At 73.1% G+C, this 26,597-nt stretch carries 25 protein-coding genes; 15 read left to right on the top strand and 10 right to left on the bottom strand.

The features are described 5' to 3' along the window. Positions 1 to 33: 33 nt before the first annotated feature. Together ACIBQZ_RS09580 and ACIBQZ_RS09575 are read left to right on the top strand one after the other, a co-directional pair. The gene (locus ACIBQZ_RS09580) at positions 34 to 894 is read left to right on the top strand and encodes a hypothetical protein (RefSeq protein ID WP_396088078.1); all 861 of its coding nucleotides are present in this window, start codon (positions 34 to 36) and stop codon (positions 892 to 894) included. A gap of 146 nt (positions 895 to 1,040) precedes the next feature. Further along, positions 1,041 to 1,502 carry a hypothetical protein gene (locus tag ACIBQZ_RS09575; RefSeq protein WP_396088076.1) on the top strand — a complete coding sequence of 154 codons (462 nt, stop codon included), beginning with the start codon at positions 1,041 to 1,043 and terminating at the stop codon, positions 1,500 to 1,502. 20 nt (positions 1,503 to 1,522) lie between these two features. Here the strand turns inward: ACIBQZ_RS09575 and ACIBQZ_RS09570 are convergent, their stop codons facing one another. The 5 genes from ACIBQZ_RS09570 to ACIBQZ_RS09550 form a co-directional block, all read right to left on the bottom strand. Then, positions 1,523 to 4,108 (bottom strand): lipopolysaccharide biosynthesis protein, encoded by a 2,586-nt coding sequence (locus tag ACIBQZ_RS09570; protein WP_396088075.1) that lies wholly within the window; start codon positions 4,106 to 4,108, stop codon positions 1,523 to 1,525. A gap of 229 nt (positions 4,109 to 4,337) precedes the next feature. Next, positions 4,338 to 4,844 carry a GrpB family protein gene (locus ACIBQZ_RS09565; protein WP_396088073.1) on the bottom strand — a complete coding sequence of 169 codons (507 nt, stop codon included), beginning with the start codon at positions 4,842 to 4,844 and terminating at the stop codon, positions 4,338 to 4,340. Continuing rightward, positions 4,841 to 5,944, bottom strand: a complete 1,104-nt coding sequence (locus ACIBQZ_RS09560) for a magnesium and cobalt transport protein CorA (RefSeq protein ID WP_396088072.1) — start codon at positions 5,942 to 5,944, stop codon at positions 4,841 to 4,843. Before ACIBQZ_RS09560 ends, ACIBQZ_RS09565 begins: the two co-directional genes overlap by 4 nt. A gap of 93 nt (positions 5,945 to 6,037) precedes the next feature. Beyond that, a complete protein-coding gene (locus tag ACIBQZ_RS09555; RefSeq protein WP_396088071.1) occupies positions 6,038 to 6,775 on the bottom strand; it encodes an ABC transporter permease in 738 nt (245 codons plus the stop codon). A gap of 3 nt (positions 6,776 to 6,778) precedes the next feature. Beyond that, positions 6,779 to 7,732 (bottom strand): ABC transporter ATP-binding protein, encoded by a 954-nt coding sequence (locus ACIBQZ_RS09550; RefSeq protein ID WP_396088070.1) that lies wholly within the window; start codon positions 7,730 to 7,732, stop codon positions 6,779 to 6,781. A 62-nt stretch (positions 7,733 to 7,794) separates the two neighbouring features. On the opposite strand from ACIBQZ_RS09550, the gene ACIBQZ_RS09545 reads away from it, so the two are divergent. The 3 genes from ACIBQZ_RS09545 to ACIBQZ_RS09535 all read left to right on the top strand — a co-directional run bounded on the left by ACIBQZ_RS09545 (position 7,795) and on the right by ACIBQZ_RS09535 (position 10,533). Continuing rightward, entirely contained in the window at positions 7,795 to 8,751 is a 957-nt protein-coding gene (locus ACIBQZ_RS09545; protein ID WP_396088069.1) for a helix-turn-helix transcriptional regulator, read from the top strand. A 136-nt stretch (positions 8,752 to 8,887) separates the two neighbouring features. Next, positions 8,888 to 9,931: an amidohydrolase family protein gene (locus tag ACIBQZ_RS09540; protein WP_396088068.1), complete on the top strand. Its 1,044-nt coding sequence runs from the start codon at positions 8,888 to 8,890 to the stop codon at positions 9,929 to 9,931. Between the two features lie 32 nt (positions 9,932 to 9,963). Further along, on the top strand, positions 9,964 to 10,533 hold the full coding sequence (locus ACIBQZ_RS09535) for an NADAR family protein (protein ID WP_396088067.1): 570 nt from the start codon (positions 9,964 to 9,966) through the stop codon (positions 10,531 to 10,533). Between the two features lie 226 nt (positions 10,534 to 10,759). Here ACIBQZ_RS09535 and ACIBQZ_RS09530 read toward each other — a convergent pair whose 3' ends face one another. Then, positions 10,760 to 11,584 carry an ATP-binding protein gene (locus tag ACIBQZ_RS09530; protein WP_396088066.1) on the bottom strand — a complete coding sequence of 275 codons (825 nt, stop codon included), beginning with the start codon at positions 11,582 to 11,584 and terminating at the stop codon, positions 10,760 to 10,762. 143 nt (positions 11,585 to 11,727) lie between these two features. Between ACIBQZ_RS09530 and ACIBQZ_RS09525 the strand changes: the two genes are divergently transcribed. From ACIBQZ_RS09525 to ACIBQZ_RS09515, 3 genes are read left to right on the top strand one after another with little or no spacing between them, the layout of a single operon-like run. Further along, positions 11,728 to 12,471 (top strand): ArsR/SmtB family transcription factor, encoded by a 744-nt coding sequence (locus ACIBQZ_RS09525; RefSeq protein ID WP_396088065.1) that lies wholly within the window; start codon positions 11,728 to 11,730, stop codon positions 12,469 to 12,471. Then, complete coding sequence (locus ACIBQZ_RS09520) at positions 12,468 to 13,310, top strand: LLM class flavin-dependent oxidoreductase (protein ID WP_396088064.1); 843 nt, start codon at positions 12,468 to 12,470, stop codon at positions 13,308 to 13,310. Before ACIBQZ_RS09525 ends, ACIBQZ_RS09520 begins: the two co-directional genes overlap by 4 nt. Positions 13,311 to 13,361: 51 nt before the next feature. Further along, positions 13,362 to 13,850, top strand: a complete 489-nt coding sequence (locus ACIBQZ_RS09515; protein ID WP_396088062.1) for an NUDIX hydrolase — start codon at positions 13,362 to 13,364, stop codon at positions 13,848 to 13,850. Here the strand turns inward: ACIBQZ_RS09515 and ACIBQZ_RS09510 are convergent. Then, a complete protein-coding gene (locus ACIBQZ_RS09510; RefSeq protein WP_396088061.1) occupies positions 13,822 to 14,394 on the bottom strand; it encodes a GNAT family N-acetyltransferase in 573 nt (190 codons plus the stop codon). The two genes, ACIBQZ_RS09515 and ACIBQZ_RS09510, sit on opposite strands and share 29 nt — an antisense overlap. Positions 14,395 to 14,506: 112 nt before the next feature. Between ACIBQZ_RS09510 and ACIBQZ_RS09505 the strand changes: the two genes are divergently transcribed. The 3 genes from ACIBQZ_RS09505 (at position 14,507) to ACIBQZ_RS09495 (ending at position 18,862) form a co-directional block, all read left to right on the top strand. Further along, complete coding sequence (locus ACIBQZ_RS09505; RefSeq protein WP_396088060.1) at positions 14,507 to 16,024, top strand: family 20 glycosylhydrolase; 1,518 nt, start codon at positions 14,507 to 14,509, stop codon at positions 16,022 to 16,024. A gap of 153 nt (positions 16,025 to 16,177) precedes the next feature. Further along, positions 16,178 to 18,172: a M48 family metalloprotease gene (locus tag ACIBQZ_RS09500; RefSeq protein WP_396088059.1), complete on the top strand. Its 1,995-nt coding sequence runs from the start codon at positions 16,178 to 16,180 to the stop codon at positions 18,170 to 18,172. A 198-nt stretch (positions 18,173 to 18,370) separates the two neighbouring features. Further along, positions 18,371 to 18,862: a hypothetical protein gene (locus ACIBQZ_RS09495; protein WP_396088058.1), complete on the top strand. Its 492-nt coding sequence runs from the start codon at positions 18,371 to 18,373 to the stop codon at positions 18,860 to 18,862. On the opposite strand, the gene ACIBQZ_RS09490 is transcribed toward ACIBQZ_RS09495, so the two are convergent. From ACIBQZ_RS09490 to ACIBQZ_RS09480, 3 genes are all read right to left on the bottom strand, one after another. Continuing rightward, positions 18,851 to 19,903 (bottom strand): helix-turn-helix transcriptional regulator, encoded by a 1,053-nt coding sequence (locus ACIBQZ_RS09490; RefSeq protein ID WP_396088057.1) that lies wholly within the window; start codon positions 19,901 to 19,903, stop codon positions 18,851 to 18,853. The genes ACIBQZ_RS09495 and ACIBQZ_RS09490 overlap by 12 nt on opposite strands. 69 nt (positions 19,904 to 19,972) lie before the next feature. After that, entirely contained in the window at positions 19,973 to 21,076 is a 1,104-nt protein-coding gene (locus tag ACIBQZ_RS09485) for a hypothetical protein (RefSeq protein ID WP_396088056.1), read from the bottom strand. A gap of 12 nt (positions 21,077 to 21,088) precedes the next feature. Beyond that, positions 21,089 to 21,733 (bottom strand): hypothetical protein, encoded by a 645-nt coding sequence (locus ACIBQZ_RS09480; protein WP_396088055.1) that lies wholly within the window; start codon positions 21,731 to 21,733, stop codon positions 21,089 to 21,091. Positions 21,734 to 22,073: 340 nt separating this feature from the next. Here ACIBQZ_RS09480 and ACIBQZ_RS09475 point away from each other — a divergent pair, with 340 nt between their 5' ends. Genes ACIBQZ_RS09475 through ACIBQZ_RS09460 form a run of 4 tightly spaced genes read left to right on the top strand, consistent with a single transcriptional unit; the run spans position 22,074 to position 26,593 of the window. Beyond that, a complete protein-coding gene (locus tag ACIBQZ_RS09475) occupies positions 22,074 to 25,220 on the top strand; it encodes a nitrate- and nitrite sensing domain-containing protein (protein WP_396088054.1) in 3,147 nt (1,048 codons plus the stop codon). Continuing rightward, positions 25,221 to 25,637 (top strand): roadblock/LC7 domain-containing protein, encoded by a 417-nt coding sequence (locus ACIBQZ_RS09470; protein ID WP_212989688.1) that lies wholly within the window; start codon positions 25,221 to 25,223, stop codon positions 25,635 to 25,637. It begins immediately after the preceding gene. Then, a complete protein-coding gene (locus tag ACIBQZ_RS09465) occupies positions 25,627 to 26,013 on the top strand; it encodes a DUF742 domain-containing protein (protein WP_396088053.1) in 387 nt (128 codons plus the stop codon). The genes ACIBQZ_RS09470 and ACIBQZ_RS09465 overlap by 11 nt, the downstream gene beginning before the upstream one ends. Continuing rightward, a complete protein-coding gene (locus ACIBQZ_RS09460) occupies positions 25,994 to 26,593 on the top strand; it encodes a GTP-binding protein (RefSeq protein WP_396088052.1) in 600 nt (199 codons plus the stop codon). The genes ACIBQZ_RS09465 and ACIBQZ_RS09460 overlap by 20 nt, the downstream gene beginning before the upstream one ends. Positions 26,594 to 26,597 lie beyond the last annotated feature (4 nt).

Here is a 26,597-nt window from a genome sequence, read left to right as displayed (position 1 = left end):
GCCTGACAACGACCTAGTTTCGGAGGAAATGGGATGAACAAGTCTCGGCGTATCGGGGCCCTCGTGGTCGCAGCCGTCGCATCGGTCGGCGTGTCGACGCTGGTGGCGCCCACCGCTGCGGAAGCGGCGCACCGCGGGCCGCAGCCCGTCTCCAACTTCGTGCAGCGGGTCCGGGCCAACACCGACTCCTGGGTCAGCATCCGCTGGCAGACCGACCGTCGCATCTGCGACGCCCGGGTCTGGGTGAACGGCCGGCGCGTGGACGTCTACTACCCGCGTAACGCCCGCTTCACGTCGTTCTCGCGGGGCGACTCGCTGCGCCCGGGACGCACCGACTTCACCGCGTTCCGCGTGAACGCCGGCTTCTACCGCTCCGGCGTGGCGCTGCTGCGCGCCACGATCGCGTACGACACCTGTGGTCGGCGGGACCGGACCATGCACAAGTCGTTCGGGATCGCGCTGCCGGTCATCGCGTTCCGCCCGGGCAACGGCGGCCCGATCGGCGGCGGCGGCCCGATCGGCGGCGGCGGCCCGATCGGCGGCGGCGGCCCGATCGGCGGCGGCATGGGCAACGGCGGTCACCACGGCGGCCACAACGGCGGTCACCACGGCGGCCACAACGGCGGCCACAACGGCACCGGCGGCCAGACCGGCGGCCAGACCGGCGGGCAGACCGGTGGCCAGACCGGCGGGCAGACCGGCGGGCAGACCGGCGGGCAGACCGGTGGCCAGACCGGCGGGCAGACCGGCGGGCAGACCGGCGGGCAGACCGGTGGCCAGACCGGTAACAACGGCAACCACGGCAACGGGAACAACGGCAACGGCAACGGCAACGGCAACGGCAACTTCCCGCAGCCGACCACCACCCCGACCAGCCCGGTAGCCACTCGCTGAGCGGTCTGATCCAAGAAGAAACGCGCGGAGGGCCGGCCGGCCCCCCGCGCGTTTCTCGTCTTTCCGGCTTTCCCCAAATCGCCCCAGTGTGATCGAAATCGCCATATCGTCGGCGATATTGCCGTTTCATCTGCTGAGGAGTGCACATGAGGAGTCGGCGCATCGCCACGACGGCGGTCACGGCCCTGGTCGCGACCGGTCTGGTCGCAGTTGCCACGACGAACCCCGCGACCGCGGCGGGGCCGGGTCCGCAGCCGGTCACCAGCTGGCTCGACGCGGTGCCTGCCGAGGAGCGGTCCTGGGTCTCCATCTATTGGACGACGGGCCGCAAGATCTGCGACGGGGCGGTGACCGTCACGGGGGAGGACGTCCGGATCGGCTATCCCGAGAACACCGGCACGTACACGTCGTTCTCCCAGAGCGCCAAGCTCCGGCCGGGCCGGCTGGACTACACCGCCTTCACGGTGCGACCGCGCGCCGGCGCGGAGCAGTTCCGGCAGGTCGAGGCGACGCTGAGCTACAACACCTGCGGCAGGCACGCGGTCGAGAAGGCGCAGACTTTCCGGCTGACGTTCGCTGTGCTGCCCGCCCCCGCGGCGAAGAAGTGAGGACGCGCGGCGCGTAGGTCCTAGCGGGTCGCCATGATCAGCGCGGCCGGGTCGGTGCAGACCAGATCCAGCGCCCGGGCCACCACGGCCGGGTCGTACGTCGAGGCGTGGAACGTCGCCTCCAGGTGCAGCACCCCGCCCATCTCGGACGTGGTCAGCGTGATGCCCTCGGGCCCGTTCAGCGTCGGCACGCTCTGGTTGACCCGGCCGGCCGGGTCGGCCGCCCAGGGCAGGTCGGCGAGCACGTCGTGCCGGCCCTGGTTGCTGAAGGTCAGCCGGGGGCGCGGCTCGATCGGCGCCTGCGCCGGGTACGGGTCCGGCAGCCCGGGCGCGCCGGTCACCGCGATCTTGCCCTCGCGCAGCAGCATCATGGTCAGGATCCGGCCGGTGGCCAGCTCCGCCTTCAGCGTCGTGTGGATGGCCTGCGGGTCGGTCAGGCTCGCCGGGCTCAGGAACGGGCCCATGCAGAAGTTGCTGTCGATGCTGACGTCCTGGTCCAGGTAGCGGCGGGCGTCGGCCAGGAACGTGCCACCGGACAGGTCCGGGTTCAGGCCCAGTTCCCGCAGCGCCGCGGTGAAGGCCGCGAAGGTGATCGCCGAGGTGGTGACGCCGGGCGCGTGCTCGTCGCGCCAGGTGCGCATCCGGCCCAGCACCTGCGCGGAGCGGGCGGTCTGCACGGTCAGCCCCGCCGCCCACGGCCGCATCGGCGACTCCGGCTGGTGCGGGGGCCGCGCGAAGCTGAGCCCCTCCTTCCACCGGCCCGGCTTGGTGCCGAACTGCTTCCACCAGGCCTTCGGCAACGCCCACCGGTTCCGCTCGGACGGGGCGATCACTGCGGCCCGTTCCTCGCCGGCCGCCCGGACCAGCTCCCGCAGCAGCGTGTTCACCGGGCCCGCGTCCCCGTACGCGTGCGCCACCTTCATCGCCACGTACCCGCCGCCGGCCAGGATCCGCACCGGGTGGTGGCCGCGCGGCTCGGCCTGCAGCTCCCGGGTCATCGCGTCGAAGTCGGCCGGCCCGTCGCCGAGGTCGGTGACCGCCTCCCGCACGTACGCGGCGAACGCGGGCGCGTCGAGGTGCAGCCACCGGGCGCCACCGCGGTCGAGGCGGGACACCGCCCGGTGCGTCGGGTCGGCGGCGTGCAGGCCGATCAGGGCGGTCCGCAACCGCTCGGCGGTCACCCCGGTCAGCGGGCCGACGGTACGGATGTACTCGAGCGGCAGCCAGGCGCGCTCGCGCAGGGTCAGGCCGGTGCTGGACATGATGTTCTCCTCGAGCGGGGGACGGGCGAAGACGACCCGGAGCACGGTCGGCGCGACGAGCACCGTCTCGACGGCCATCACCAGGGCCACCCAGGCGACGAGTTCGGTGAGGCTGCCGCGGCTGCCGCCGTACCAGGCGGCGACGAGCTCCGCGACGCCGGCGAAGACCGAGAAGATGCCGGCCCCGCGGACCCGGCCCTGCACCCGGGAGATCGCCAGGAAGAAGTGGTGGAAGACGAACGGCACGTAGGTCAGCGCCAGGATCATCAGCGCGGTGCCGGCCGACTCGGCGTAGCTCGCGCCGAACAGGCCCATGATCGGTTTGGCGGCGAAGACCACGACCAGCGAGGCCGGGAACCCGACGGCGAAGCAGATGGCCAGGCCCACCCGGACCTTGGAGCGCAGCGCGGCCCGGTCGCCGCTGGCCACCGCGAACAGCGTCAGCGCCACGTTGCCCGGCACCATGGCCAGGAACGACAGCACCATGAACGCGGTGTAGAAGGACGCGTTCGCCTCGGCCGACAGCACCGCGGTGACCACCAGCGGCAGTGCGGCCCGGGGCAGGTAGGTGGCCAGGTTCAGCAGGTTGTGGTCGAACGTCGCCTGGCCCCGGCCGCGGAGCAGCGCCAGTCTCGGCCGTACCGAATCGACCATGCCCTTGCGCCGCAGGGCGCGACCGAGGATCACGACCGAGAGCACCATGCCGGCGATCCAGGTCAGCAGCAGTTGGCCGCCGGTCAGGGTGAGCGGCAGCACGGCGAGGAAACCGAGCAGGGCCAGCTTGACCACCGAGAACCAGGCGTTGCGCATCAGCTGCAGCGGCCCCTGCAGCAGCCCGACCAGGGCCTCGTCCAGGACCAGCGTCATCGCGTTCAGCGCGATGCCGAAGACCAGCAGCACGGTGGCGGCCGTGCTGCCGAGCGCGTTCTGCAGGCCGGGGACGGCCAGGTGGGCGAGCGCCACGTAGCCCAGGCCGCCGAGGGTGGCGGCGCTGCCGGCCACCAGCAGGCAGGTCGAGATCAGCTCCCATTTGCGGCCGCGCAGCGCACCCAGGTCGGAGATGAGCATGGTGCCCATGCCGAACATGCCGATGGTGCCGATCAGCGTCATCGCGGAGACCGCCGCGGAGGCCTGGCCGACGGCCTCGGCGGGCGCGCTGCGGGCGGCCAGCCACCAGTACGCGAAGCCGAACAGCGAGGTGATCGCGGTGGTGGCCATCAGCGAGCCGGCGTTGAGGAACAGGTCCAGGTGGCCGCGGAGCACGGCGACCAGGCCGCCGCGGCCGGGACCCTCGGGAGAGGGATCGGCGCTTTCCGGTACGACCTCGGTTACGGTGCTTTCCACTACTACCGCCCCCAGTGCAGTGATCGAAGCCAAACGGTAGTTACCCGGAGTATTCGACTGCCACGGCGAAGCGGTGATACTCCGAACACTGTCCGGAGTGGAGACGGGGCGGACCGGGGGCGCTCGATACCCGTTCAGCGGATCTTTGGGGCGTCTGGGACCTCAGGAGTTATGCCTGGTCACGGCCGTACCATCGGGTGCCGGGGGTGAATCCCGACACGCTGGGTGACTATTCTTCCCAGACCGGCACGGACGGTAGACCGCGGGCGGCGCGGGCCGCGTCGGTGAGCTCCTGGATCAGCGCGGTCTTACCCCGCGTATACGCCGGCCCCGGGCCGAACTCGGCCATCAGCTCCCGCTTGAGCGCCGCATACCGGTCCCGGTCGGCCGGATGGGCCAGCAGGTGGTCGCGCAGCAGCCGCTCGTTACGGGTCTCCCAGCCGGCCGCGGCGACCACGTGCAGGTGGTACGCCGTGCTGTCGTAGTCCTCGCGGCGGAAGAAGAGGCGTTCCGGCATGTCGGTCGGCACCCGGCGGTAGCCGAACGTCTCCAGCGTGCTGTCGCTGATCTCGTCCAGGTCGGGAACGCTCGCCATCAGGTCGATGACCGGCTTGGCCGGCAGCCCGGGCACGGCTGTGCTGCCGACGTGCTCGATCGCCAGGAACAGCGGCGCCAGCACGACGCAGGCCTGCCGGCCCAGGTCGGCCCACCGCTGGTCCGGTTCCGAGATCGTCACAGCCAACCCACCTTCTTCAACCGGCGGTACAGGATCACCGCGGCGCCCGCCATCAGCAGCAGCACGCCCGCGTATCCGTACTTCCAGCCCAGCTCGGGCATGGACTCGAAGTTCATCCCGTAGATGCCGGCGATGGCCGTCTGCACCGCGGCGATGGCCGCCCAGGACGCAATCTTGCGCATGTCATTGTTCTGGTCCACCGAGACCTGCGCCAGCCGGGCCTGCAGGATCGAGTTCAGCAGGTCGTCGAAACCGGCAACCCGGTCCACCGCCCGCCCCAGCCGCCCCCGGACGTCCACCAGGTACGGATACAGCCCTTGCGGCACCACGTCGCGGTCCAGCAACCGCTGCAGCGGCTCCTGCAACGGCAGCACGGCCCGCTTGAACTCCACCATCTCGCGTTTGAGCTGGTAGATGTGGGCGATGTCGGGCCGCTTGCCGGCGGAGAAGGCGACCTCCTCCAGCGCCTCCAGGTCGTGCTCGACGTGCCCGGCGACGTCGAGGTAGAGGTCGACCATCCGGCTGCTGACCGCGTACGCGACCGCCCAGGGTCCCTCGGCGAGCAGGGCCGGACGCTGCTCCAGTTCCTCCCGGACCGGCCGCAGCGCGCCGGCGGCCCCGTGCCGGACCGTGATGACGAACCACGGCCCGATCAGCACCGTCACGTCGCCGGTGTCGACCACCTCGGAGGTGTCGGTCAGCTCCTCGTGCTCGACGTACCGCGCGGTCCGCAGCACCAGCCGGGTGACCTCGCCGATGATCTCGGCGCCCGGCCGGTGCCCGCCCGCGGCGGCCTGCTCGGCGGTCAGCTCGTGCAGGCCGAAGGCCCGGGCGATGGCGGCCATGGTGGGCTCGTCTGGCTCGTGCAGCCCGAGCCAGACGAACGCGTCCTTCTGCCGTTGCGCGTGCCGGGCGGCGTGGGTGAAGTGCGACTGGCCGGGCCGGCGGGCGCCCTCCTGGTAGACGGCGCAGTCGACGACGGCGTCGGGATTGCTCCGCCGGGGCTCGGGACCGGCGTGCACCGGCCGCGTCAGGCCCTCGATGAGCCGGCCGAGCCTGCGTGGAAGCGAGCGCGCCTGGCGCCGCCGCAACCCGAACATCCCGGTTCCCCCATCGTTCGCCGGCCGTGCGGGGATGACGGTATCGGTTGCCCGCCCATCCCCGCCGCACCAGTTGCCCGGGTGACCCGGAACTCAGTCCGAGCGCTGCATGGCCCGGGTGCCGACCAGCAGCCCGAACGCGCCCACCGCCAGCGCCGCCAGCGCGCCGGTCACGGTCGTCGAGGCCCAGACGTCGCCGTTGAACAGCGCGCGTTCCGCGTCGACCACGTAGGTGAGCGGGTTGCCCTTGCTCAGCGCCTGGAGCCAGCCCGGCCCGGCCTCGATCGGCAGCAGCATGCCCGCCAGCAGCAGCAGCGGGAAGAGCAGGGTCTGCTGCACGGTCCAGAACAGCCACTCCTGGTTCTTCGCCGCCAGCGCCAGCGTGTACGACAGCGAGCCCAGCCCCAGGCAGAACACGCTCAGGATGACAAGGCCGAGCAGCGCGCCGCCGAGGTGCAGCTCGAAGCCGAACGGCAGGCAGATCGCCACGATCACCGCGGCCTGCACGACCACCGGGACGATCTCCTTGAGCGCCCGGCCGATCAGCAGCGCGGGCCGGCGCAGCGGGGTGACCAGCATCCGCTCGTGCGACCCGGTCTGGATCTCGAAGAGCAGGTTGGAGCCGGTCATCGAGGTGCCGAACAGGCAGGACATCACCACGATGCCGGGCACGAACCACTGCAGGCCTATCTCGTCGGGCAGCAGCGGCGCGAACAGGCCGAGGAAGACCAGCGGCTGGACCATCGAGAAGACGACGGTGAACGGGTTGCGCAGCACGGGCCGCAGCTCACGGCTGAAGACCACGCCGGTGTCGGTGACCAGGTTGTGCATCGTTCAGACCTCCACGAGTTCGGGGCGGGCGGCGCCGCCCTCACGCAGGCTGCGGCCGGTCAGTTCGAGGAAGACGTCGTCGAGGGTGGCCCGCTTGACCTCCACGTCGGCCGGGGACAGGCCGGTGGCGCGCAGGTCGTCGAGCAGCCCGGTGACCAGGCGGGGTGCGCCCGGGACCGTGAACGTCAGCTCGGCGCCGTACCGGTGGGACTTGTGGGGGACGCGCGACGCGGCCGCCGCCGCGTCGGTCTCGTGGTCGAAGCCCAGGATGATCCGGTCGCCGACGTGCTCGGACTTGAGCCGGGCGGGGGTGTCGTCGGCGATGATCCGGCCGTGGTCGATCACCACGACCCGTTCGGCCATCGCGTCGGCCTCGTCCAGGTAGTGCGTGGTCAGCATGATCGTGGTGCCGTGCCGGGCGCGCAGCTCGACGATGTGCCGCTGCAGGTTGGCGCGGTTCTGCGGATCCAGCCCGGTGGACGGCTCGTCGAGGAAGAGCAGCTCGGGCTCGTGGATGAGACCCATCGCGATGTCCAGCCGGCGGCGCTGGCCGCCGGAGAGCGTCGACACGGTGCGGTCGGCGACCTCGCCCAGGTCGAGCGAGTCGATCAGCTCCGCGGCCCGCCGCCGGGCGGCGCCGACCTTCATCCCGTACGCGCGCCCCTGGCTGATCAGCTCGTCGCGGCCGCGCTGGCTGTGTCCGGCGCCGTTGCCCTGCCCGATGTAGCCGATCCGCTGCCGCACCGCACGCTGCCCGCGGACCACGTCGAAGCCGGCCACCCGCGCGGTGCCGGCGGTCGGCGGGATCAGCGTGGTGAGCATGCGCAGGGTGGTCGACTTGCCGGCGCCGTTCGGGCCGAGCAGGGCCACCAGTTCCCCCGGTGCGACGGTGAGGTTGATCCCGCGCACCGCCTGCACGTCCTTGAAATGCCTGGTCAGCTCGTGTGTCTCAATCATGGTTCCCACGCTAGGGTCGAATGCGGCCAGTTCTTGACCGCAATGAACGGGAGACTGACGGCATGGCGAACACGAGTGCCCGGATGCTGCGGCTGCTCTCTCTGCTGCAGACCCACCGCTACTGGCCCGGCACCGAGCTGGCCGACCGGCTCGAGGTCAGCCCGCGCACGCTGCGCCGCGACGTCGACCGGCTGCGCGAGCTGGGCTATCCCGTCGACGCGGCCCGCGGCGTCGCCGGCGGCTACCAGTTGCAGGCGGGCGCGGCGATGCCGCCGCTGCTGCTCGACGACGAGGAGGCGGTCGCGATCGCCGTCGGCCTGCGGACGGCTGCGGCGGGCGCGGTCGCCGGTTTTGAGGAGACCTCGGTACGCGCGCTTGCGAAAGTCATCCAGCTGCTCCCACCCCGGCTGCGCAAGCGGATCGACGCGTTGCAGGCGGTGACCGCGCCCGGCGTCCTCGGCGGCGGCCCCACCCTGGACGCGGCGACCCTGACGACGATCGCGCTGGCCTGCCGCGGCGAGGAGCGGCTGCGCTTCGACTACACCCCGCGCGAGGGCGCCGGCTCGTCGCGCCATGTCGAGCCGCATCGACTGGTCTCGCTCGGCCGCCGCTGGTATCTGGTGGCCTGGGACCTGGACCGCGGCGACTGGCGCAGCTTCCGGATCGACCGGCTGACCGCGCCGGCGCCGACCGGCGCCCGCTTCCGCCCGCGCGAGATCCCGGGCGGCGACCCGGTGGCCTGGATGCGCTCGCGGCTCGCCGCAGCGCCCACCCGGCACGAGGTTTCGGTCGTGATCGGCCGGGCGGCGCCGGAGGTGCAGCAGTTCGTCGGGCACTGGGGCACGGTGGCCCCGGTGTCGGCGGACAGCTGCCGGCTGCGGATGAACGTGGACGATCTGAGCTGGCCGGTCATGGTGCTGGGCACGCTGGGCGCCGACTTCGAGGTGGAGTCGCCGCCGGAACTGCGCGACCGGATCCGCACGGCGGGTGAGACGCTGCTGCGCGGCGCCGGTCGGTAGCTGGACGGATCGGCGCCCCCGTGGCGCCGATCCGCACGATGAATCTATCGATCGGCTATGACATTTTTCCGCGTTGTCCCGCCCGTGACTTATATAAGTCTGCACTGAATTGATGGCCACCATCTACGCTGCCGGGATGTCTGTCCTCAGAGTCCTCGGCACCGCGGTGGCGACCGGCGAACCCGTTGACCTCTACGCGGACGGGGACCGCTGGACCGCCGACCCGGTAAGGGATGCGGAGGCCGTACCGGTCGGCTGGGTGCTGCCGGGACTGGTCGACGCGCACACCCATCCCGGCTACCAGGAGGTCGGCGGCCCGCTCGACGACAAGGTGCTGCGTGACCACCTGCACCAGCATGTCGACAGTGGAGTGACGCTGATCCGCGCGCCCGGCCTGGCCGGTGACCCGCCGGACTGGTTCGGCACCGACCCGGACGTGCCGCGCGCCGTGCACGCCGGCCCGTGGATCGCCCAGCACGGCCAGTTCTTCGACGGCTGGGGCCGCCGCGCGAGCCACGCCGAGCTGCCCGGGCTCGCCGCCGAGCAGGCCGCCCGCACCGGCTGGGCGAAACTCATCGCCGACTGGAAGACCGACGACGAGCACCTCCCGGCCGGCGTGCTGCGCGCGGTCGTCGAGCGGGTCCATGCCGTCGGCGGCCGCGTGGCGGTGCACTCCCAGCAACGGTCCGGCGGTACGGCCGCGGTCGAAGCCGGCGTGGACTCGCTGGAACACGGCACCTGGCTCGACCCCGACCTGCTCACCCGGATGGCCGCCCAGGGCACCGCGCTCACCCCGACGCTGTCGGTGCTGCTCGGTGGCGTACCCGTGGTCACCGCCCGGCCGGAGAGCGAGTTCCGCAGCTGGTGGCTGGCCGGCGTCGCCGCGCACCCGGCGACGATCGCGGCCGCCGCCGAGGCCGGGGTGACGCTGCTGGCCGGCACGGACTCGCTGCCGCACGGCCGGATCGCCGCCGAGGTCCGCGCCCTGGCCGGCGCCGGGGTGCCGGCGCATCAGGCCCTGGGTGCGGCTTCCTGGACCGCGCGGGCGTTCCTCGGCCTGCCCGGCCTGGAGCCCGGCGCACCGGCCGACGCGGTGGTCTACGCGGCGGACCCACGCACCGATCTGGACCAGCTGGATCACCCGCTGGCGGTGATCCTGCGCGGCCGCCGGGTCCGGTGACAATGCCGGGGAAAGTGTCGGAGGTGGCTGGCATGATTCCCGGTGTGAGCGAGATGCCGGGCACCGTCGACGAGGTCATCACGCTGGCCCGGTCGGGCCGGCGGCTGAAATATCTGTACTTCTGGGGGCACCGTCCCCAGCGCGACGGCAGCATCGGCACCGGCTGCCTGAGCCAGTGGTGGCCGTCCGCGTTCACTGTGGAGGGTGTCCGCTTCGCCACGGCGGAGCACTACATGATGTGGCGCAAGGCGCTGCTCTTCGGCGACGAGGAGTCCGCGCAGCGGATCGTGGTGGCGAGCCACCCGCGCCAGGCCAAGATGCTGGGCCGCCGGGTCCGCGGCTTCGACGAGCAGACCTGGGCGGAGGCCCGCCTGGGCATCGTCACCGAGGCCGGCGAGGCGAAGTTCGGCCAGCGTCCCGAGCTGCGCGACTTCCTGCTCGGCACCGGCGAGCGGATCCTGGTCGAGGCCAGCCCGACCGACCGGATCTGGGGCATCGGGCTGGCGGCCACCGACGAGCGCACCGCCGACCCGGCCCGGTGGCGCGGGCTCAACCTGCTCGGCTTCGCCCTGATGCGGGCCCGGGAGCGGCTCCGATCCTGACCCGGCACATCCGCAAGTCCCACCCGTCGCCGCCCGACCCGACCGGCGTGTCGGCCCGGCCCGGCCGGCGTGTCGGCCCGGCCCGGCCGGCGTGTCGGCCTGGCTCGCGGTGCCCGGCCTGGCCCGCGGTGCCCGGCCTGGCCTGGGTGCTGGCCTGGCTCGCGTGCTGGGTCGGCCTGGCTCGCGTGCTGGAGCGGCCTGGGTGCCGGCTGGGTCTGGTGGTTGGTTACCGGTGGCGGGATCGGGTTGGGCGTTCGCGGATCGTGGCCCAGACGATTTTGCCGCCGGCGGTGGGGATGGCGCCCCAGGCGACCGAGTCCGCGTGCACCACGCGCAGGCCGTGGCCGCGTTCGTTGAGCGGCAGGTCGGGCCGCACCGGCCGCGGCTTGATGATCCGCGGCAGCGTCGGGTCGCGGTCCCGGACCGCCAGGTGCAGTGCCGTGCCGCGCCGGGAGAGTGACACCTCCATCTCCGTGCGGGCGTGCTCGACCGCGTTCGAGACCAGCTCGGACAGCACCGCCCGGCCCGGGTGCAGCGCCGCGCCGAGGTTCCACGCCTGGCAGGCGCCGCCGACCAGGTTGCGGGCAACGGCGGGGGAGACCGCGGAGGGCGGCAGGCGCAGCCGGACCACGTCGGTCAGCGCCCGGCTGCCGACCAGCGATTCCCGGGCCTCCGGCGCCGAACCGAAGACCGGCAGGTAGCGGTGCGCGCCGACCTGGCCCAGCCGGCGCGCGAGCGGGGAGTCGGCGGGCAGGCAGAGCGCCAGCCGGGCGGGCGGGTCGGCCGCGGTGGCCGCCTGGGTCGCGGACAGCCACACCGGCATGCTGGCGGCCGACGGGTCGGCCACGCCGGCCACGTCGATGACGATCGCGGCGGGGCTCTCGGCCAGGCAGCGGCCGATCTCCAGCGCGACCGTGGCGCCCAGCTGCGGATCCCAGTCTCCGCGGACGGTGATGTCGATGACCGCCCCGTCCACGTCGGCGGTCACCGCGACCTGGGCGCGTGCCCCGTCGAGGGCAGGCAGGAACAGGTACGGAGGGTTCTCCTCCATGAGCGCGGCCTTCCTCGGTAGGCGGCCCGGGTCCGGTTCACCCGCAGTCTCGGCCGCCGCCCGCACCCGGTCAATGCGGTTCACCCGGTCGGGGTAGGCCGTTCGGGCTTGACATGCAGGTAAATGACTGCATAACTTAGCGTGTGGATGAGGTATTCCGGGCGCTGGCCGACCCGACCAGGCGCTACCTGCTCGACCAGCTGCACGAGCAGAACGGGCAGACCCTCGCCGAGCTCTGTGCCCGGCTGGTGATGACCCGGCAGTCGGCGACGCAGCACCTGGCCGTGCTCGAGGCGGCCAATCTGGTCGCCACGGTCCGGCGGGGCCGGGAGAAGCTGCACTACCTCAACCCGGTGCCCCTGCACGAGATGCAGGAGCGATGGATCGACAAGTTCGAGCAGCCCCGGCTGCGGACCCTGAGCGCGCTCAAGCGCAGAGCTGAGGAGACCATGAGCGACCGGCCCACCTTCGTCTACGTCACCTACATCGAGAGCACCCCCGAGCAGGTCTGGGCGGCGCTCACCGACGCCGACATCACAGCGCGTTACTGGGGGCACGCCAACGTCTCGGACTGGCAGCCCGGCTCCCGCTGGCAGCACGTCCGCACGGACGGCTCGGGGGTGGCCGACGTGACGGGCACGGTCGTGGAGAGCGCGCCGCCCCGGCGCCTGGTCACCACCTGGGACGGCGAGGACGACTCCTCCCAGGTCACCTTCGAGATCGAGCGGTTCCACGAGATCGTCCGGCTCACCGTGACCCACGAGAACCTCACCGAGCGGGACCGGGCCGAGGCGGCGAGCGGCTGGGCCGCGGTGCTGGCGAATCTCAAGACGCTGCTGGAGACCGGCCGGGTTTTGTCACAGGCACCATGGACGATGGACCGGTGACGAAGCTAGGTGCGATCTTCCTGCCCCAGAACCCTCCCGAGCGACTGCGCGACATCGCCCGCGCCGCCGACGAGGCCGGCCTTGAGCAGCTCTGGCTGTGGGAGGACTGCTTCCTCAACAGCGGCATCGCCGCCGCGGCGGCGGCGCTGGCCTGGACCACCCGGCTGCGGGTGGGCATCGGCATCCTGCCGGTGCCGCTGCGCAACGTGGCCCTGACCGCCATGGAGCTGGCCACGCTGCACCGGATGTTCGGCGACCGGGCGATCGTCGGCGTCGGGCACGGCGTGCAGGAGTGGATGGGCCAGGTCGGCGTCCGGGCCGCCTCGCCGATGACCATGCTGCGTGAGCAGGCCACCGCGCTGCGGGCGCTGCTGCGCGGCGAGACGGTGACCACCGAGGGCCGGTACGTCCGGCTGGACGGCGTCCGGCTCGACTGGCCGCCGAAGGAGCCGCCGCCGCTGTTCGTCGGCGCGATGGGGCCCAAGACGCTGCAGCTCGCCGGCGAGCTGGGCGACGGCACGATCCTGGTCGCCGGCACCCCGCCGGAGGGTGTGCGCACGGCCCTGGGGCACATCGGCGCGCGGGAGGGCCACGAGGTGGTCGTCTTCGTGCCGGTCGCCATGGGCCCGTCCGCCGCCGAGCGCCTCGCCCGCCAGCAGGAGCGTCACGGCATGGACTTCGCGGGCGTGGCGGGCGACGCCGCGGCGGTCGCGGCCACCGTCGAGCGCTTCGCCGGCGCCGGGGCCACGACCGTGGTGCTGCAGCCGACCGTGGACGACCCGGATCCGGAGGCCTTCGTCCGGGCCGTCGCGACCGAGGTGCGTCCGCTGGTCGGCTGACGCGCGCGGCGTGCCGGGCGAGGTGTCCCGGCGGGCACTATCTTGTCCGGCATGCCCATTTCGCCATATCTGCACAGCCTGCGAGAGGTCGTCGGGCACCGGATGCTCCTGCTGCCCGGCGTCACCGCGGTCGTCTTCGACGACGCCGGCCGGCTGCTGCTGGGCCAGCGCGCGGACAACGGCAGCTGGGCGCTCATCGCCGGCGTCATGGACCCGGGCGAGCAGCCCGCGGAGACGGTCGTCCGCGAGGTGTACGAGGAGACCGGCGTCCACGTCGTCCCGGAGCGGGTCAGCGGCGTGCTGACCCAGCCGCCCAACACCTACCCGAACGGCGACCGGACGGAGTTCGTCGACATCACCTTCCGTTGCCGGGCGATCGGTGGCGAGGCCCGGGTCAACGACGACGAGTCGCTGGCGGTGGGCTGGTTCGCGCTGTCGGACCTGCCCCCGTTGCACGAGCTGCACCGCCGGCGCATCGAGTGGTCGCTGGCGACGGGCGTGGACGCGTGGTTCAGCGCCCCGGCCGTACCGCGGCCGTGAGCAGGCGGGCCCGGACGTGGTCGTCCTGCCAGACCGCGCCGACCAGGAAGCGCTTGGTGCCGACGATCTCGAAGCCGTTCTTGGCGTAGAACTTCGCGGCCCGCTCGTTGCGCTGGTTGACGCCGAGCCAGCAGAGCCCCGCGCCGGTGGCGGTGGCCGCCTCGACCGTCGCGGTCATCAGGGTGGCCGCGACCCCGGAGCCGTGGCTCTCCGGCGCGACGTAGAACTTGCTGAGCTCGATGGCGGTGGCCGTACCGGAATCGTCGGCGGACCGCACGGTCGCAGCCAGGTCCGGGTCCTTGATCGGCCCGCCGACCAGCATGGCGTAGCCGACCGCCGTGCCCTGGTCCTCGGCCAGGAGCACGATCCGGGACGGATCAGCCAGATACTCCGCGAAGCGGGCCTCCGCCAGGTGCTCGGCGACGAACGCGGTGATGTCGTCCTGCCGGGTGCCCGGCGGGCAGGCCAGGCCGAATGTGCGGGCCGCGAGTCCGTGCAGCTCAGCCGCGTCCGCCGGGACGGCGCGGCGGGTGGTGATCGCCATGGCGCCCACGATATCGGCGGGGTGACGCGGGCCATCGGGGCGCTCCGAAACTGGAAGGAGGGTTTAGAGTCGTGCCGACCGATCGGCGGTCGGAGAACGGGAGAGTGAAGCGGTGAGCGAACCGGCATTCCAGCGCAGCGGGCTCGGCGACGTGATTCCGGTGCCGGCCGACGTGCGGCCCGACCCGGCCGCCGATTTCACGATCGGCCCGGGTACGGCGATCCGCACGGCGCCCGGGTCGGCGGACGCCGCCCGGATCGGTGAGCTCCTCGCCGCCCTGTTGCGTCCGGCCACCGGCTACGCCCTGCCGGTCGGCGAGGAGCGTGGCGAGATCGCCCTGCTGCTCGACGGCGACGGCGACCAGGACGGCGACGAGGGCTACCGGCTCGACATCGCCGCGTCCGGGGTGACCGTGCGGGCCGCCGCGCCCGCCGGCCTGTTCGCCGCGGTGCAGACCCTGCGGCAGTTGCTGCCCGCCGCGATCGAGGCGGCCGGCCTGCAGCCGGGCGCCTGGGCGCTGCCCGGCGGCCGGATCGTGGACCGGCCGCGGTTCGCCTACCGGGGCGTGATGCTCGACATCGCCCGGCACTTCTTCACCGTCGACGAGATCAAGTCCTATCTCGACTCGGTGGTCCAGTTCAAGATCAATCACCTGCACCTGCACCTGACCGACGACCAGGGCTGGCGGCTGGAGATCGACGGCTGGCCCCGGCTGACCGCGGTCAGCGGCGGCGCGGGCACCGGGGTCGACGGCGCCGGGCCCGGCTACCTGACCCGGGCGGACTACACCGACCTGGTCACGTACGCGGCCGAGCGGTTCGTCACGATCGTGCCCGAGATCGACATGCCGGGGCACGTCAACGCGGCCCAGGTCGCTTACCCGGAGCTGACCGCCGACGGGGTCGCTGTCGCGCCGCGGACGGACACCGAGGTCGGCTACAGCTCGTTCGTGGCCGGCAAGGAGGAGACGTACGCGTTCATCGAGGACGTCGTGCGGGAGGTGGCGGCGCTGACGCCGGGGCCGTACCTGCACATCGGCGGCGACGAGGCGCAGGCCACCACGGCCGAGGACTACCGCACGTTCATCCAGCGGGTGCTGCCGCTGGTCGCCAAGTACGGCAAGCGCGTCATCGGCTGGCACGAGCTGGCCGGGGTGGAGCTGCCGGAGACCGCGGTCGCGCAGTACTGGCGGATCGAGGCCACCGACGAGGGCACCGCGCGCGCGGCGGCGAACGGCAGCAAGGTGATCATGTCGCCGGCCGACCGGACGTACCTGGACATGAAGTACACCGAGCAGAGCCTGCTGGGGCTGGACTGGGCCGGGTTGATCGACGTCGAGCGGGCGTACGGCTGGGACCCGGCCGACCGGCTCCCGGGCGTGGGCGAGGAGGCGCTGCTCGGCGTCGAGGCGCCGCTGTGGTCCGAGACCCTGCGCAGCCTCGCCGACGTGCAGACGATGACGTACCCCCGGCTGCCGGCCGTCGCCGAGATCGGCTGGTCCCCGCGGGCGACCCACGACTGGGAGTCGTTCCGCGACCGGCTCGCCGCCTTCGCCCCGCGCTGGCGCCGGCAGGGCATCGCGTTCCACCCCTCGCCCGAGATCCCGTGGCACCCCGGCGCGCCGGAGTGAACGTCCCGAAGTTTTCCTTAAATCTTGGGCACCGCCCGGCCGCCCTCCCGGGCCGGATCGGCGCACGTCAGGACCGTTCCGCGGGGCCGGATCGGGAGCGGGCGCCGGAGCGGCGGCTGCGGCGGGGTCGCGGGCCGGCCCTAGGCTAGCCGCGTGCAGAAGAGGGTGCTGGCATCGGCGACCGCGCTGGCCGGGTTCCTGCTCGTCGCGGCGGCGCAGCTGGCGCTGGTCGTGGTGCCGGTCCTGCTGCTGCTCTCGATGCTGCCGGGCGCCGCCGCCCTGCGGCTGGGCCTGCCGGTCTGCATCGCGACGGTCGGCGTGATGGCGTACGCGACCTGGCGGGCCCTGCACACCCGCCGCCCCGAGCCGGTCGGCATCCCGGTGACCCGCGAGGACGCCCCCCAGCTCTGGGCCCTGCTGGACGGCGCGGCGGCCGCCGCCGGCACCCGCGTCCCGGACCGGGTGACGATCGTCGCCGACGCGGCCGCGAAGATCATCGAACGCACCCACCTGCTCGGCCTGCTCGGCGGCCGCCGCGACCTGTACCTGGGCCTGCCGCTGCTGCAGGCCTGGGACGAGGCGCACCTGCGCGCGGTCACGGCGCACGAGCTGGGCCACTTCTCCCCGCGGCTGAGCCGGCTCGCGCCGCTGGCCTACCGCGGCCGGGTGGCGGTCGGCCGGACGGTGCCCCGCATCCCGCCGCGCAACCCGGCCGGGCCGCTGCTGCGCACCTACGCCAAGTTCTACCGCCGCGTCGACGCGCCGTTCAGCCGCGCCCAGGAACTGACCGCCGACCGGATCGCGGCCGAGTACGCCGGGCCCGTCGCGGCCCGCGCGGTGCTGCGTGACCTGCCCGCGCTGGACGCGTTGCAGCGGATCTTCCACGCCGAGTACCTGGGACCGGGCTGGCAGGCGGGCCACGTGCCGGACGACCTCTTCGGTGGGTTCCTGCGGGTGCTGGCGGCCCGCGCGGACGACGTGGCAGTGCTGCGCGCCCGGGACCCCGGCGCCCCGACCACCTGGGACACCCACCCGCCGGTCGCGGACCGGGTCGCGGCATTGACCCCGGCACCGATCGCCGCGCCCCGCGAGCTGTCCGGGGAAACGCCCGAGCTGGTCGGCGCGGCTGTGCCGGCGGCCGGATCGGAAGCCGTCGCCCCGGCGGCAGAGTCGGGCCCGATCGAAACGCTGTCCCATATGTCCACTTCGGCCTCCGGTGAGGAGCCGGTGGGTCAGCAGCTGCCCGAGCTCGGCGCGCCGGCCGGGGATCTGGTCCCCGATCTGCCCGGGCTCGGCCGTGCCCTGCAGGGCGTCGCCTTCCCCGCCCAGGGCCGCACCACCGTCGACTGGGACGCCTTCTTCGGCGCCGCCCGCACGGTCGAGATGCAGCGCGAGGCCGACGGTGCCCTGGCCACCATCTCCCGGGCCGCCGGCGTTCCCGTCGCGCATGCCGCCGACGTGCTCGACCTGGCCGCCGACGGCCGGCTGCACAAGGCCGCCGAGTCGGTCTTCGCCGGGCTGCCCGCCGACGAGACCGCCGGCCGCGTCGCCGAGCTGGTCACGCTGCTGCTCGCGCTGGCCGCGTTGCGCAGCGGCGCGGCCCGCTGGCGGCACAGCTGGACGGGCAACGCCGAGCTCATCGCCGCCGACGGCGCGCACCTCGATCTCGGTGGGCTGGCCGCGCTGGCCGGCGACCCGGCGACGGTCGGCGCCGCCCGGGAGCGGCTGGCCGAGCTGGGCATCGATCCCGCCGCCGGGCCCGGCGCGGAGGTCGCGCAGAGCCGGCCCGAGGTGGTCGGCGGCGTGGTCAACCTGGTGGTCGACGGGGCCCGGACCGACCTGTTGATCGTCGACACCGGACTGTTCCTGGTGCCCGGGCTGCCCCGGTCGCAGAACGGCTCCGCCAAGCGGCGGCTGGCCCGGTTTGCCGCCGCCGATCTGCCGCAGCGTGACGAGACCGCGCCCGGCAGCCGGTTCGTGCCGTTCGCCGAGGTCGCCGGCGCCACCCGGACCAAGCGCAAGAGCTGGGATCTGAGCCTGCGCGACGGTGGCAGCCTCAGCGTGCGGGCGGCGCTGGATTCCGACGAACTGCCGGGTGGCTGGGCCGCGCTCGACGACGCCGTGGCGTTCCTGTCCCGTACCCGATAGTCGCCGTTTCGGCTGAACCGTTCCGAGCCGCGATCCGTGGTGAAGAAAGCGCGGTCGTATGTCCGACGGGACGAGTTACTGAGCCGTCACCAGACGTCATGATGAGATCCATGTTCGTTCGCTTACCTGTCGCTTAATTGGGTAGATGAACCTCACTCGACGCGGCGATGATTCGTCATGACAGGGGGGAGGGGCGCGATGGAACGGGGACCATTGGCGCTCTTCGGGGCCATCGTCGCGATCGGCCTCGGACCGGCGATGTGGTTGGGCGCGCAGTTCGGTCAGGTGACGTTGTCGCCTGAGCGGCCGCCCGCCGTCACATCCGAGCAGCAGCAACTGCAGGCGCCGCGGGGCGGGTCGGGCGCGGGGGACGCGCCCACCGACGCCGAGGTGATCCAGACCGAACCGAAGTCCAACACCCAACCGCTCACCCGGACCAAGAAGGCCCGTCCGGTGGCGCCCGGGTCGCCGTCGTCGTCGCCGTCCGCTTCGACCGGTCCGTCGACCCCACCGGTCGAGTCGGGTTCGCCGAAGCCCGCGGATCCGGGCGAGGACGAGTCGGATCCGCCGACTGGGCCGACCACCCCGACGGACGATCCGCCGCCGGGCGACGACGAGCCGGACGTGCCACCGCAGCCGCCGTCGGTGCCGCAGAGCGACCCGGTCGCGGACGCGAGCTCACTGGTCTGACGACTGATCCACCCGGAACCCGGGCCGAGCCGGCCCGGGTTCCGTGCTGTCCGGCCCGTCACCGGGCGCCGCGAGATAGGTCCGGCCCAGTCCCCGGGCGGTCGCCACGAACATCGCCCGCAGCTCCGGCGGGTCCAGCACCTCGGCGTCGGCGCCCAGTTTCAGCAGCTCGATGTGGCCGTGCCGGGCCGACTCGATGGGCACCGTGGTGGTCAGCCAGCCGTCGGCGTCGGGCGGGCCGGCGCGGGCGCGGGCGGTGCGGGACATCTCCGGCGGGAAGACGAACGCCATCCGGTCCAGCGCCTCGGTCGTCATCCGTACGGTCGCCGCCGCGGTGTAGACGCCACGTTCGTACTGCTCGGTCCACTCCCGCCAGAACTCGGCCAGGTCGAACCCCGCCGGCCGGTGTGCGGGCTCGTCGAGCAGCGCCGCCTCCAGCACGTTCACCACCCGGTACGCGGTGACCCGGTCCCGGGATGCCGCCACCAGATACCAGCGTCCGGCCTTGAGCACCACGCCCAGTGGCGACAGCGTCCGGGTCACCTCCCGGGGCGCCTTCCAGCGCCGGTACCGCACCTCGAGCTGCCGCGCCTGCCACACCGCGTCCGCCACCGTGGCCAGGTGCGGGGTCGGCTCGTCGGCCCGGAACCAGCCGGGCGCGTCCAGGTGGAAGCGCTCGCGTACCCGATCCGCCCGGTCGGCCAGCTCACCAGGCAGCGCCGCACGCAGCTTGAGCTGCGCGGCCGCCAGCACCGAGCCGAGACCCAGCGCCGCGGCCGGTCCCGGCATCCCGGCCAGGAACAGCGTGCCGGCCTCGTCGCCGGTGAGGCCGGTCAGCCGGGTGCGGTAGCCGTCGAGCAGCTGGTAACCGCCGGCCGGGCCACGGTCGGCGTAGACCGGCACGCCGGCCGAGCCGAGCGACTCGATGTCGCGGTAGACGGTCCGCACCGAGACCTCGAGCTCGTCGGCGAGGGCCTGGGCGGTCATCCGGCCCCGGGTCTGCAGCAACAGCAGCAGGGACAGGAGCCGGGACGCGCGCATCCGCCCAGCATGGCACCGGCCGCGTGCGGTGAGCACGCGGCCGGCCGGGGGAGCGAACCTGGGCGGGGGTCAGAGGCTGAGGATCCGGTTGAGCACGTCGCGGTAGCCGCGCAGCTGCACGCGGAGCTGTTCGGTGTCCTCGGTGTCGTTGTTCAGGCCTTCGCGCTGGGCGCGCAGGCTGGCGGTGAGCTTGTCGACGGCCTCGTCGACGAGCTTGGCGGCGTCACCGGCGGCGTCCTTGGGGCTGTCCACGAAGCGCAGCTGCACGTCGCGCCAGCGTTCCTGGAAGCTCTTGGCGTCGTCCTGGTCGAAGAGGGTGTCGGGCTTCGTGGCGGCCGGGGCTGCCGCCACGACGGCGGGGGTGCTCTGGGTGGCGCTGTCCTCGTCGAGCGGGGTCTCGGTCACCGGGTCAACCGCCTTCGGGTCGTCGAAGCTACCGTCGTCCTTGAGCGGACCTGCGTCGGTGTCCGTCGCCGTCTCGGCGCGGTCGGCATCGTCCACGGTGGAGCCGGCGGGCGCGGCGACGACCGGCGAGTCGGCAAAGGTGGTGACCGAGTCGTCCTGGTTCACGTCCCGGTCGCCGGGTGAGACGTCCTGGTCGCTCTCCGAGACGTCCCGGTCGGCGGCGGGGGTCGTGTCGGTCTCGGTCTTGTCGTCGAGCGGCAGATCCACCACGGGATCGGGGTCGCGGGTGTCGCCCTCGGTCCAGGTGGCCGGGACGGTGTCCGGGGCCGAGTCCGCGGTGCTGCCCGCGTACGTGTTGGTGGAGGAGGTCACCACGCCGTCCTCGGCCGCGGCCCGGTCCGGGTCGGCCGTCGCGGACGTGCCCCCGACGGTGGCGGCGCCGAAAGCGGTCGGCTGCGTGCCGGGCTCTGGGACCGGCGGCGGCTCGGTGTCGTCGCGGCGGGCCTCGGCGTCAGGGTCGTCGGTCTCGTCGTGGCGCTCGGCGTCGGTGCGGGCCGAGTCGTCGGTGCGTGCGGGGTCGTCGGTGCGTGCCGAGTCGTCGGTCGCGGTCGGGGTGTCCGACCAGGGCGACGGCGGCCGCTGGTGCGGCACGGCCACCGGGTCGGACTGCACCCGCTCCGGCTGCTCGTCGTGGGCCTGGTCCTTGGCCTGGTCGTCGGCGGACTGCTCGTCGGTGGACTCGCGCGCGTCGTTGGAGAAGAAACGCATGGTCGGGACTCCTCAGCGGCTCGTGGCGTCGGGACGGGAGTCCGCGACGTCGCTGTCGTGGTTGTTGATCTGCTGGGCGGGAACTTTCGGCTCGGTCGCCGGCTGGGTGGCGCCCTCGCTGCGTACCGGATTCTCGCCGAGGAGGTCGGCGAAGAGCGCGCGGTAGTGGACCAGCGCCTGCCGCAGGTCCTCGGTGCTCGCCTCGCCGCTCTTGCTGCGCTCACTGATCGCGTGGGCGTCGCGGTAGTGCTCGAGCGTGCGGGCGTGTCCGACGGAGAGGGTGGCGAGCTGGTCGTCGTAGTCGCCGGTGGGGTAGCCACGCTCCGCGATGAGCCGGGTGGTCAGCTCGTCGGCGGTCGTCACGGCGGTCTCGGGCGCGTCCACGAACTGGATCTGCACCTCTTCCCAGGCGACCGAGTACCGGGCCTTGGACTCGGCGGACAGCGGCTTCAGCTCGAGCTCGGCGTGCCGCTTCTCGCGGTCGCGCAGCTCGCGCTCGGCCTCGGTACGGCTGTCCGAGTCGGCGACGACCCGGTCGTACTCGGGACCGAAGGTCTTCTGCAGTTGCTTGCGTCGGCCGGCCCGCACCGCGAGCAGGATCGCGGCGACGACAACCAGCACGATGATGATCAGGACGATGGTGAGCCAAGCGGGCATGGCGGTCCTCCTTCTTCATCGGAGGTATGCCCACTCAACCAGGGTCATCAATCCGAATCGAGGGCCCGGCCTGAAATCCCGCCGGCTGGGCGCGCCGGTCGAACCTGATCTGCTCCAGAAAAGGGCGGTGACCACACTTCCGCGGCAGCGGACCGCTTCGCACGGTTCGATGCTGTTTTGCGAAGATCAATGGCACGCGTCTGAGGTGGCTGCGGACGCCTCCATTCCGTATTCTGCCGAAGGCGCACGCAGCACCGCCGTCAACGGCCGTCAATCCCTCGTCCGTGGTCACCTCGGCCTGCGTGCCGTTGGTCCTGCAATCCCCCTCGGGCGGAGTCTGATGAGAACCCGCAACTGGTCGATCCGTTCGAAGATCATCGCGTTGGTCGCGGTGCCGGTCCTCACGCTGCTGGCGCAGTGGATTTTCGTGACGACCCTGACCGCCGGTCCGGCGGTCAATCTGCTGTCGGCGCAGACCCTGCTCAGCGACGTGGCCAAGCCGGGCAAGGCGCTGCTGGGCGCCCTGCAGCGCGAGCGCCGGCTCACGGTCGAGTTCCTCTCCGCCGCGGACGCCAGCCCCGCCGCGATGAGCGCCCAGCGGCTGGAGACCGACAAGGCCGCGGTCGCGTTCCGGGCCGGCGCCACCAGCGAGAACGCCCAGGATGCGGCCGGCGACGCGGTCCGGCTCCGGGTCGACCGCCTGATCGCCGACGTGGGGAGCCTGACCGGCAACCGCGGCCACGTGGACCGCCGGGCGGTGGACCCGGTGGGCGCCCAGAACCTTTACAACAGCATCCTCGACTCCGGGTTCCAGCTGTTCACCTCGTTCGCGACCTTCGGCGACGAACGGGTCGACGAGCAGATCCGGGCGCTGACCTCGATCGCCCTGGGCAGCGAGCACCTGGCCCGGGTCGACTCGCTGCTGGCCGGCGCGCAGCGGGCCGGCGAGTTCGGCGCCCAGGCCCGCATCGACCTGCTCACCAACATCGCCACCAGCCGCTTCCTGATGGGTCAGGGTGTCACGGACCTGCCCGTGCGGGACCGGACGAGCTACCAGAAGCTCTACAGCGGACCTGCCTACACCAAGCTCCGCGAGCTGCAGGACAACCTGGTCGCCGGCACCCGGCCCGGAACCGCCTCGCCGGTCACCGGCGCCGAGTGGAAGACCGCGTACGACGCCTTCCGCCAGGAGTTCGTGCAGTTCGAGCGGGCCGCCACCGAGTCGGTCACCGGCGACGCGATGCCGTTCGCCACCCGGGTCCTGGTCCGGCTCGTGCTGGGCGGCCTGCTGGGGCTGATCGCGCTGATCGTCTCGCTGGTGGTCGCGATCAAGGTCGGCCGCTCGATCGTCGGCCGGCTCGGCCGGCTCCGCGGCGAGGCCCTGGAGCTGGCCGGCGAACGGCTGCCGGCGGTGGTCCGGCGGCTGCAACGCGGCGAGGCCGTCGACGTCGAGGTGGAGACCCCACCCCTGGAGTACGGCCGGGACGAGATCGGCCAGCTCGGCCACGCGTTCAACGAGGTGCAGCGCACGGCCGTGCAGTCGGCCGTCGAGGAGGCGAACGTCCGCCGCGGCATCAACGAGGTCTTCCTCAACATCGCCCGGCGCAGCCAGACCCTGCTGCACCGCCAGCTGGCCCTGCTCGACAAGATGGAACGGCGCGAGACCGAGCCGGACGAGCTCGAGGACCTGTACCGCGTCGACCACCTGGCCACCCGGATGCGCCGGCACGCCGAGGACCTGGTCATCCTGGCCGGCGCCGCGCCCGGCCGGGGCTGGCGCAACCCGGTGCCGGTGATCGACGTGGTCCGCGGCGCGATCAGCGAGGTCGAGGACTACAAGCGGGTCGACATCGTCTCGATCGAGTCGGCGGCGGTGCTCGGCCGGGCCGTCGGCGACGTCATCCACCTGCTCGCCGAGTTGCTGGAGAACGCGGCGTCGTTCTCCCCGCCGCAGACCCGGGTCCAGGTGGTCGGCCAGGTCCTGCCCAACGGGTACGCGCTGGAGATCGAGGACCGCGGCCTGGGCATGTCCCCCGAGGCGCTCGCCGAGGCCAACCGCAAACTCCTCGAACCGCCGGACTTCGACCCCGCCGACAGCGCCCGGCTCGGCCTGTTCGTCGTCGCCCAGCTCGCCCACCGGCAGGGCATCCGGGTCTCGCTGCGGCCCAGCGGCTACGGCGGCGTGACCGCCATCGTGCTGGTGCCCGGCGAGCTCGTCGCCGGCGGGGCAGCCCGGACCGCGCTGCCGGCCGGCACCACGCCGCCGGACCAGTCCTGGGACCGGCCGCTGGTCGGCACCGGCACCGAGGACCCGGCCCGCAGCTCGCTCGCGGCCCTGCAGTGGCAGGGCACCGAGGAGCTGCGGTCGATCGCGGTGCCCGGACGCCCGGTGACGATCAACGGGACCGCGACGCCGGTGCCGGAACCGGTCGACCGGGCCGCGGGGCCCGGCGCGGACCTGCTCGACTCGGCCGCCGGAACCGACGTGACCGACCCGACCCGCCCGCTGAGCCGGCACGGCCTGGGCATGTCCGGCACGCCGGTCGCGGAGCCGACCGGCACGGTCGGCGGCCCGGCGCCCAGCGCGGTCGTGGACGGGCTCACCGAGGACGGGCTCGTGCAGCGCCGCCGCACCAAGCCACGCCGCCCCGCCGGCGAGCCCGCGGCGCCGCCCGCCCTGCTCCCGCCCAACCTGACCTCTCCGGCGGGCCTGACCCCACCGGGGTCGCTCGGCTCGGACCTGCCGTCGGTCGGCGACGGCCGCACCGCGACCGGCAACGGCCTGGCCGGCGGCAGCCTGAACGGCAGCGGCTTCCCGGGTGCGCCGCCGGCCGGCAACGGCCTGGCCGGGGGCTCGGTGAACGGCGCCCGGCCCAGCCTCGACAGTCCGTTGCGGCACGGCGAGGGGCCGGCGCTGCTGCCCGGTCCCGGCGCCACCCCGCTGCCCGGGCCGCGCATCCCCACGCAGCGGACCGCGCCCGACGAGCTGACGGCCGCGCCGATCGAGACGCCGGCCCCCGGAAAGCCGGAACCGGCGACCCCGGACGCTCTGGCCCCCGGCCGGCCGGCCGCGGAGCCCGCCGGTGACGACCCGCTCGGTGACGAGCCGCTGCTGCCGCGCCGGGTACGCCAGGCCAGCCTCGCGCCGCAGTTGCGGGGTCCGGTCGCCGAGCAGGCCGCGGCCCCGGCCCGGTCGCCGGAGCAGGTCCGCAAGCTCATGAGCGCGTTGCAGCGGGGCACCACCCGGGGCCGGCTGGAGGCGGCCGGCCTGGCCGCCGCGCAGCCCGGCAAGGTCGGCGACGCGAGCGACGACCGACCGGACGACAGACCGGAAACTGACAAACAGGAGACGGTTGGGGACCCGATGTGGTCGCAGGCGGCTACCGTCGTTTTCCCGGCAGTGCAGGACCCGGTGGCGGCCGGATCCGACGACAGCACCGACTACGCGCCCGAGAACCACGAGAACCGGCCGGATAAGGACGCATAAGTGGGATACACGACAAACCAGAGCGCCAACCTCACCTGGCTCCTCGACGATCTGATCGAGCGGGTGCCCTCCGCGCAGCAGGCTGTGGTGCTGTCGGCGGACGGGCTCATGATGGGCGCCTCCGCGGCGCTCAGCCGGGAGGACGCCGAGCACCTGTCGGCGATGGCGGCCGGCTTCCAGAGTCTGGCCAAGGGCGCGAGCCGGCACTTCCGGGCCGGCCCGGTACGCCAGACCGTGGTCGAGATGGAGGACGCGTTCCTCTTCGTGACGGCCGCCGGGCTGGGCGCATGCCTGGCGGTGCTGGCCGCCAGCGACGCGGATCTGGGCCTGATCGCGTACGAGATGGCCATGCTCGTCACCCGGGTCGGGCAGACGATGGATGCGCCGGAACGTCCCGCCGGGTCCGATGCCCGCTGATCCGCTGCGGGCACCGCATGACTGGATGGACCACGAGGCTGGTCCGGTGGTCCGGCCGTACGCCATGACCCAGGGCCGGGTCGCGCCGTCCGGCGGCGAGTTCGACCTGGTCGCGTTCGTGGTGGCCAGCGCGCCCGGAGCACCGCCGGCGCCGTCGCTGCAACCGGAGCATCACGCTCTTGTCGGCGCGGCGTGGGAGCCCACGTCCGTCGTGGAACTAGCCTCCAAACTGGACCTCTCCATCGGAGTCGTCCGGGTCTTGCTGGGTGATCTACGCTCGGCGGGACTCATTTCGCTCTATGAACCCCCAGCGGCAACCCAGCCGCACGACGTCGACGTACTCAAGGCGGTTGTCAATGGACTCCGTGCGCTCTGACCGAGACGGCACGCGCTCGCGTATCCCGGTCGCGCTCAAGATCCTCATCGCCGGCGGGTTCGGTGCGGGCAAGACCACGATGGTCGGCTCGGTCAGCGAGATCCGGCCGCTACAGACCGAGGAGGTGCTGACCGGCGTCGAGGGTGCGGACGACACCTCGGGTGTCGAGGGCAAGCGCACCACGACGGTCACGATGGACTTCGGTCGCATCACGATCACCGAGGACCTGCAGCTCTACCTCTTCGGCACGCCCGGGCAGGACCGGTTCTGGTTCCTCTGGGACGAGCTGTCGCAGGGCGCGCTCGGTGCCGTCGTGCTCGCCGACGTCCGCCGGCTGGCGGACTGCTTCCCGTCGATCGACTACTTCGAGCAGCGCGGCACCCCGTTCGTGGTCGCGGTGAACTGCTTCGACTCCGATCGCCGGTTCGGCGCGCAGGCGGTGTCCAAGGCGCTCGACCTGGACGCCGACGTGCCGGTGGTGGAGTTCGACGCCCGCGAGCCGCTGGCGGCCCGCAACGTGCTGATCGAGCTGGTCGAGTACGTAGCCCGTCGCCAGCTGCTGGCTGCCGGCGCCCGCTGACCCC

Source organism: Actinoplanes sp. NPDC049599, from assembly GCF_044465625.1.
Classification (GTDB): domain Bacteria; phylum Actinomycetota; class Actinomycetes; order Mycobacteriales; family Micromonosporaceae; genus Actinoplanes.
This window is presented reverse-complemented; position numbering and strand designations above follow the sequence as displayed.

What these genes read in the sequence shown, in the direction of transcription:
- ACIBQZ_RS09580 (WP_396088078.1), top strand. Translation starts at nt 34, where the DNA reads ATGAACAAGTCTCGGCGTATCGGGGCCCTCGTGGTCGCAGCCGTCGCA.
- ACIBQZ_RS09575 (WP_396088076.1), top strand. Translation starts at nt 1,041, where the DNA reads ATGAGGAGTCGGCGCATCGCCACGACGGCGGTCACGGCCCTGGTCGCG.
- ACIBQZ_RS09560 (WP_396088072.1), bottom strand. Translation starts at nt 5,944, where the DNA reads ATGTTCGGGTTGCGGCGGCGCCAGGCGCGCTCGCTTCCACGCAGGCTC.
- ACIBQZ_RS09555 (WP_396088071.1), bottom strand. Translation starts at nt 6,775, where the DNA reads ATGCACAACCTGGTCACCGACACCGGCGTGGTCTTCAGCCGTGAGCTG.
- ACIBQZ_RS09550 (WP_396088070.1), bottom strand. Translation starts at nt 7,732, where the DNA reads ATGATTGAGACACACGAGCTGACCAGGCATTTCAAGGACGTGCAGGCG.
- ACIBQZ_RS09545 (WP_396088069.1), top strand. Translation starts at nt 7,795, where the DNA reads ATGGCGAACACGAGTGCCCGGATGCTGCGGCTGCTCTCTCTGCTGCAG.
- ACIBQZ_RS09540 (WP_396088068.1), top strand. Translation starts at nt 8,888, where the DNA reads ATGTCTGTCCTCAGAGTCCTCGGCACCGCGGTGGCGACCGGCGAACCC.
- ACIBQZ_RS09535 (WP_396088067.1), top strand. Translation starts at nt 9,964, where the DNA reads ATGATTCCCGGTGTGAGCGAGATGCCGGGCACCGTCGACGAGGTCATC.
- ACIBQZ_RS09530 (WP_396088066.1), bottom strand. Translation starts at nt 11,584, where the DNA reads ATGGAGGAGAACCCTCCGTACCTGTTCCTGCCTGCCCTCGACGGGGCA.
- ACIBQZ_RS09515 (WP_396088062.1), top strand. Translation starts at nt 13,362, where the DNA reads ATGCCCATTTCGCCATATCTGCACAGCCTGCGAGAGGTCGTCGGGCAC.
- ACIBQZ_RS09510 (WP_396088061.1), bottom strand. Translation starts at nt 14,394, where the DNA reads ATGGCGATCACCACCCGCCGCGCCGTCCCGGCGGACGCGGCTGAGCTG.
- ACIBQZ_RS09495 (WP_396088058.1), top strand. Translation starts at nt 18,371, where the DNA reads ATGGAACGGGGACCATTGGCGCTCTTCGGGGCCATCGTCGCGATCGGC.
- ACIBQZ_RS09490 (WP_396088057.1), bottom strand. Translation starts at nt 19,903, where the DNA reads ATGCGCGCGTCCCGGCTCCTGTCCCTGCTGCTGTTGCTGCAGACCCGG.
- ACIBQZ_RS09485 (WP_396088056.1), bottom strand. Translation starts at nt 21,076, where the DNA reads ATGCGTTTCTTCTCCAACGACGCGCGCGAGTCCACCGACGAGCAGTCC.
- ACIBQZ_RS09480 (WP_396088055.1), bottom strand. Translation starts at nt 21,733, where the DNA reads ATGCCCGCTTGGCTCACCATCGTCCTGATCATCATCGTGCTGGTTGTC.
- ACIBQZ_RS09475 (WP_396088054.1), top strand. Translation starts at nt 22,074, where the DNA reads ATGAGAACCCGCAACTGGTCGATCCGTTCGAAGATCATCGCGTTGGTC.
- ACIBQZ_RS09465 (WP_396088053.1), top strand. Translation starts at nt 25,627, where the DNA reads ATGCCCGCTGATCCGCTGCGGGCACCGCATGACTGGATGGACCACGAG.
- ACIBQZ_RS09460 (WP_396088052.1), top strand. Translation starts at nt 25,994, where the DNA reads ATGGACTCCGTGCGCTCTGACCGAGACGGCACGCGCTCGCGTATCCCG.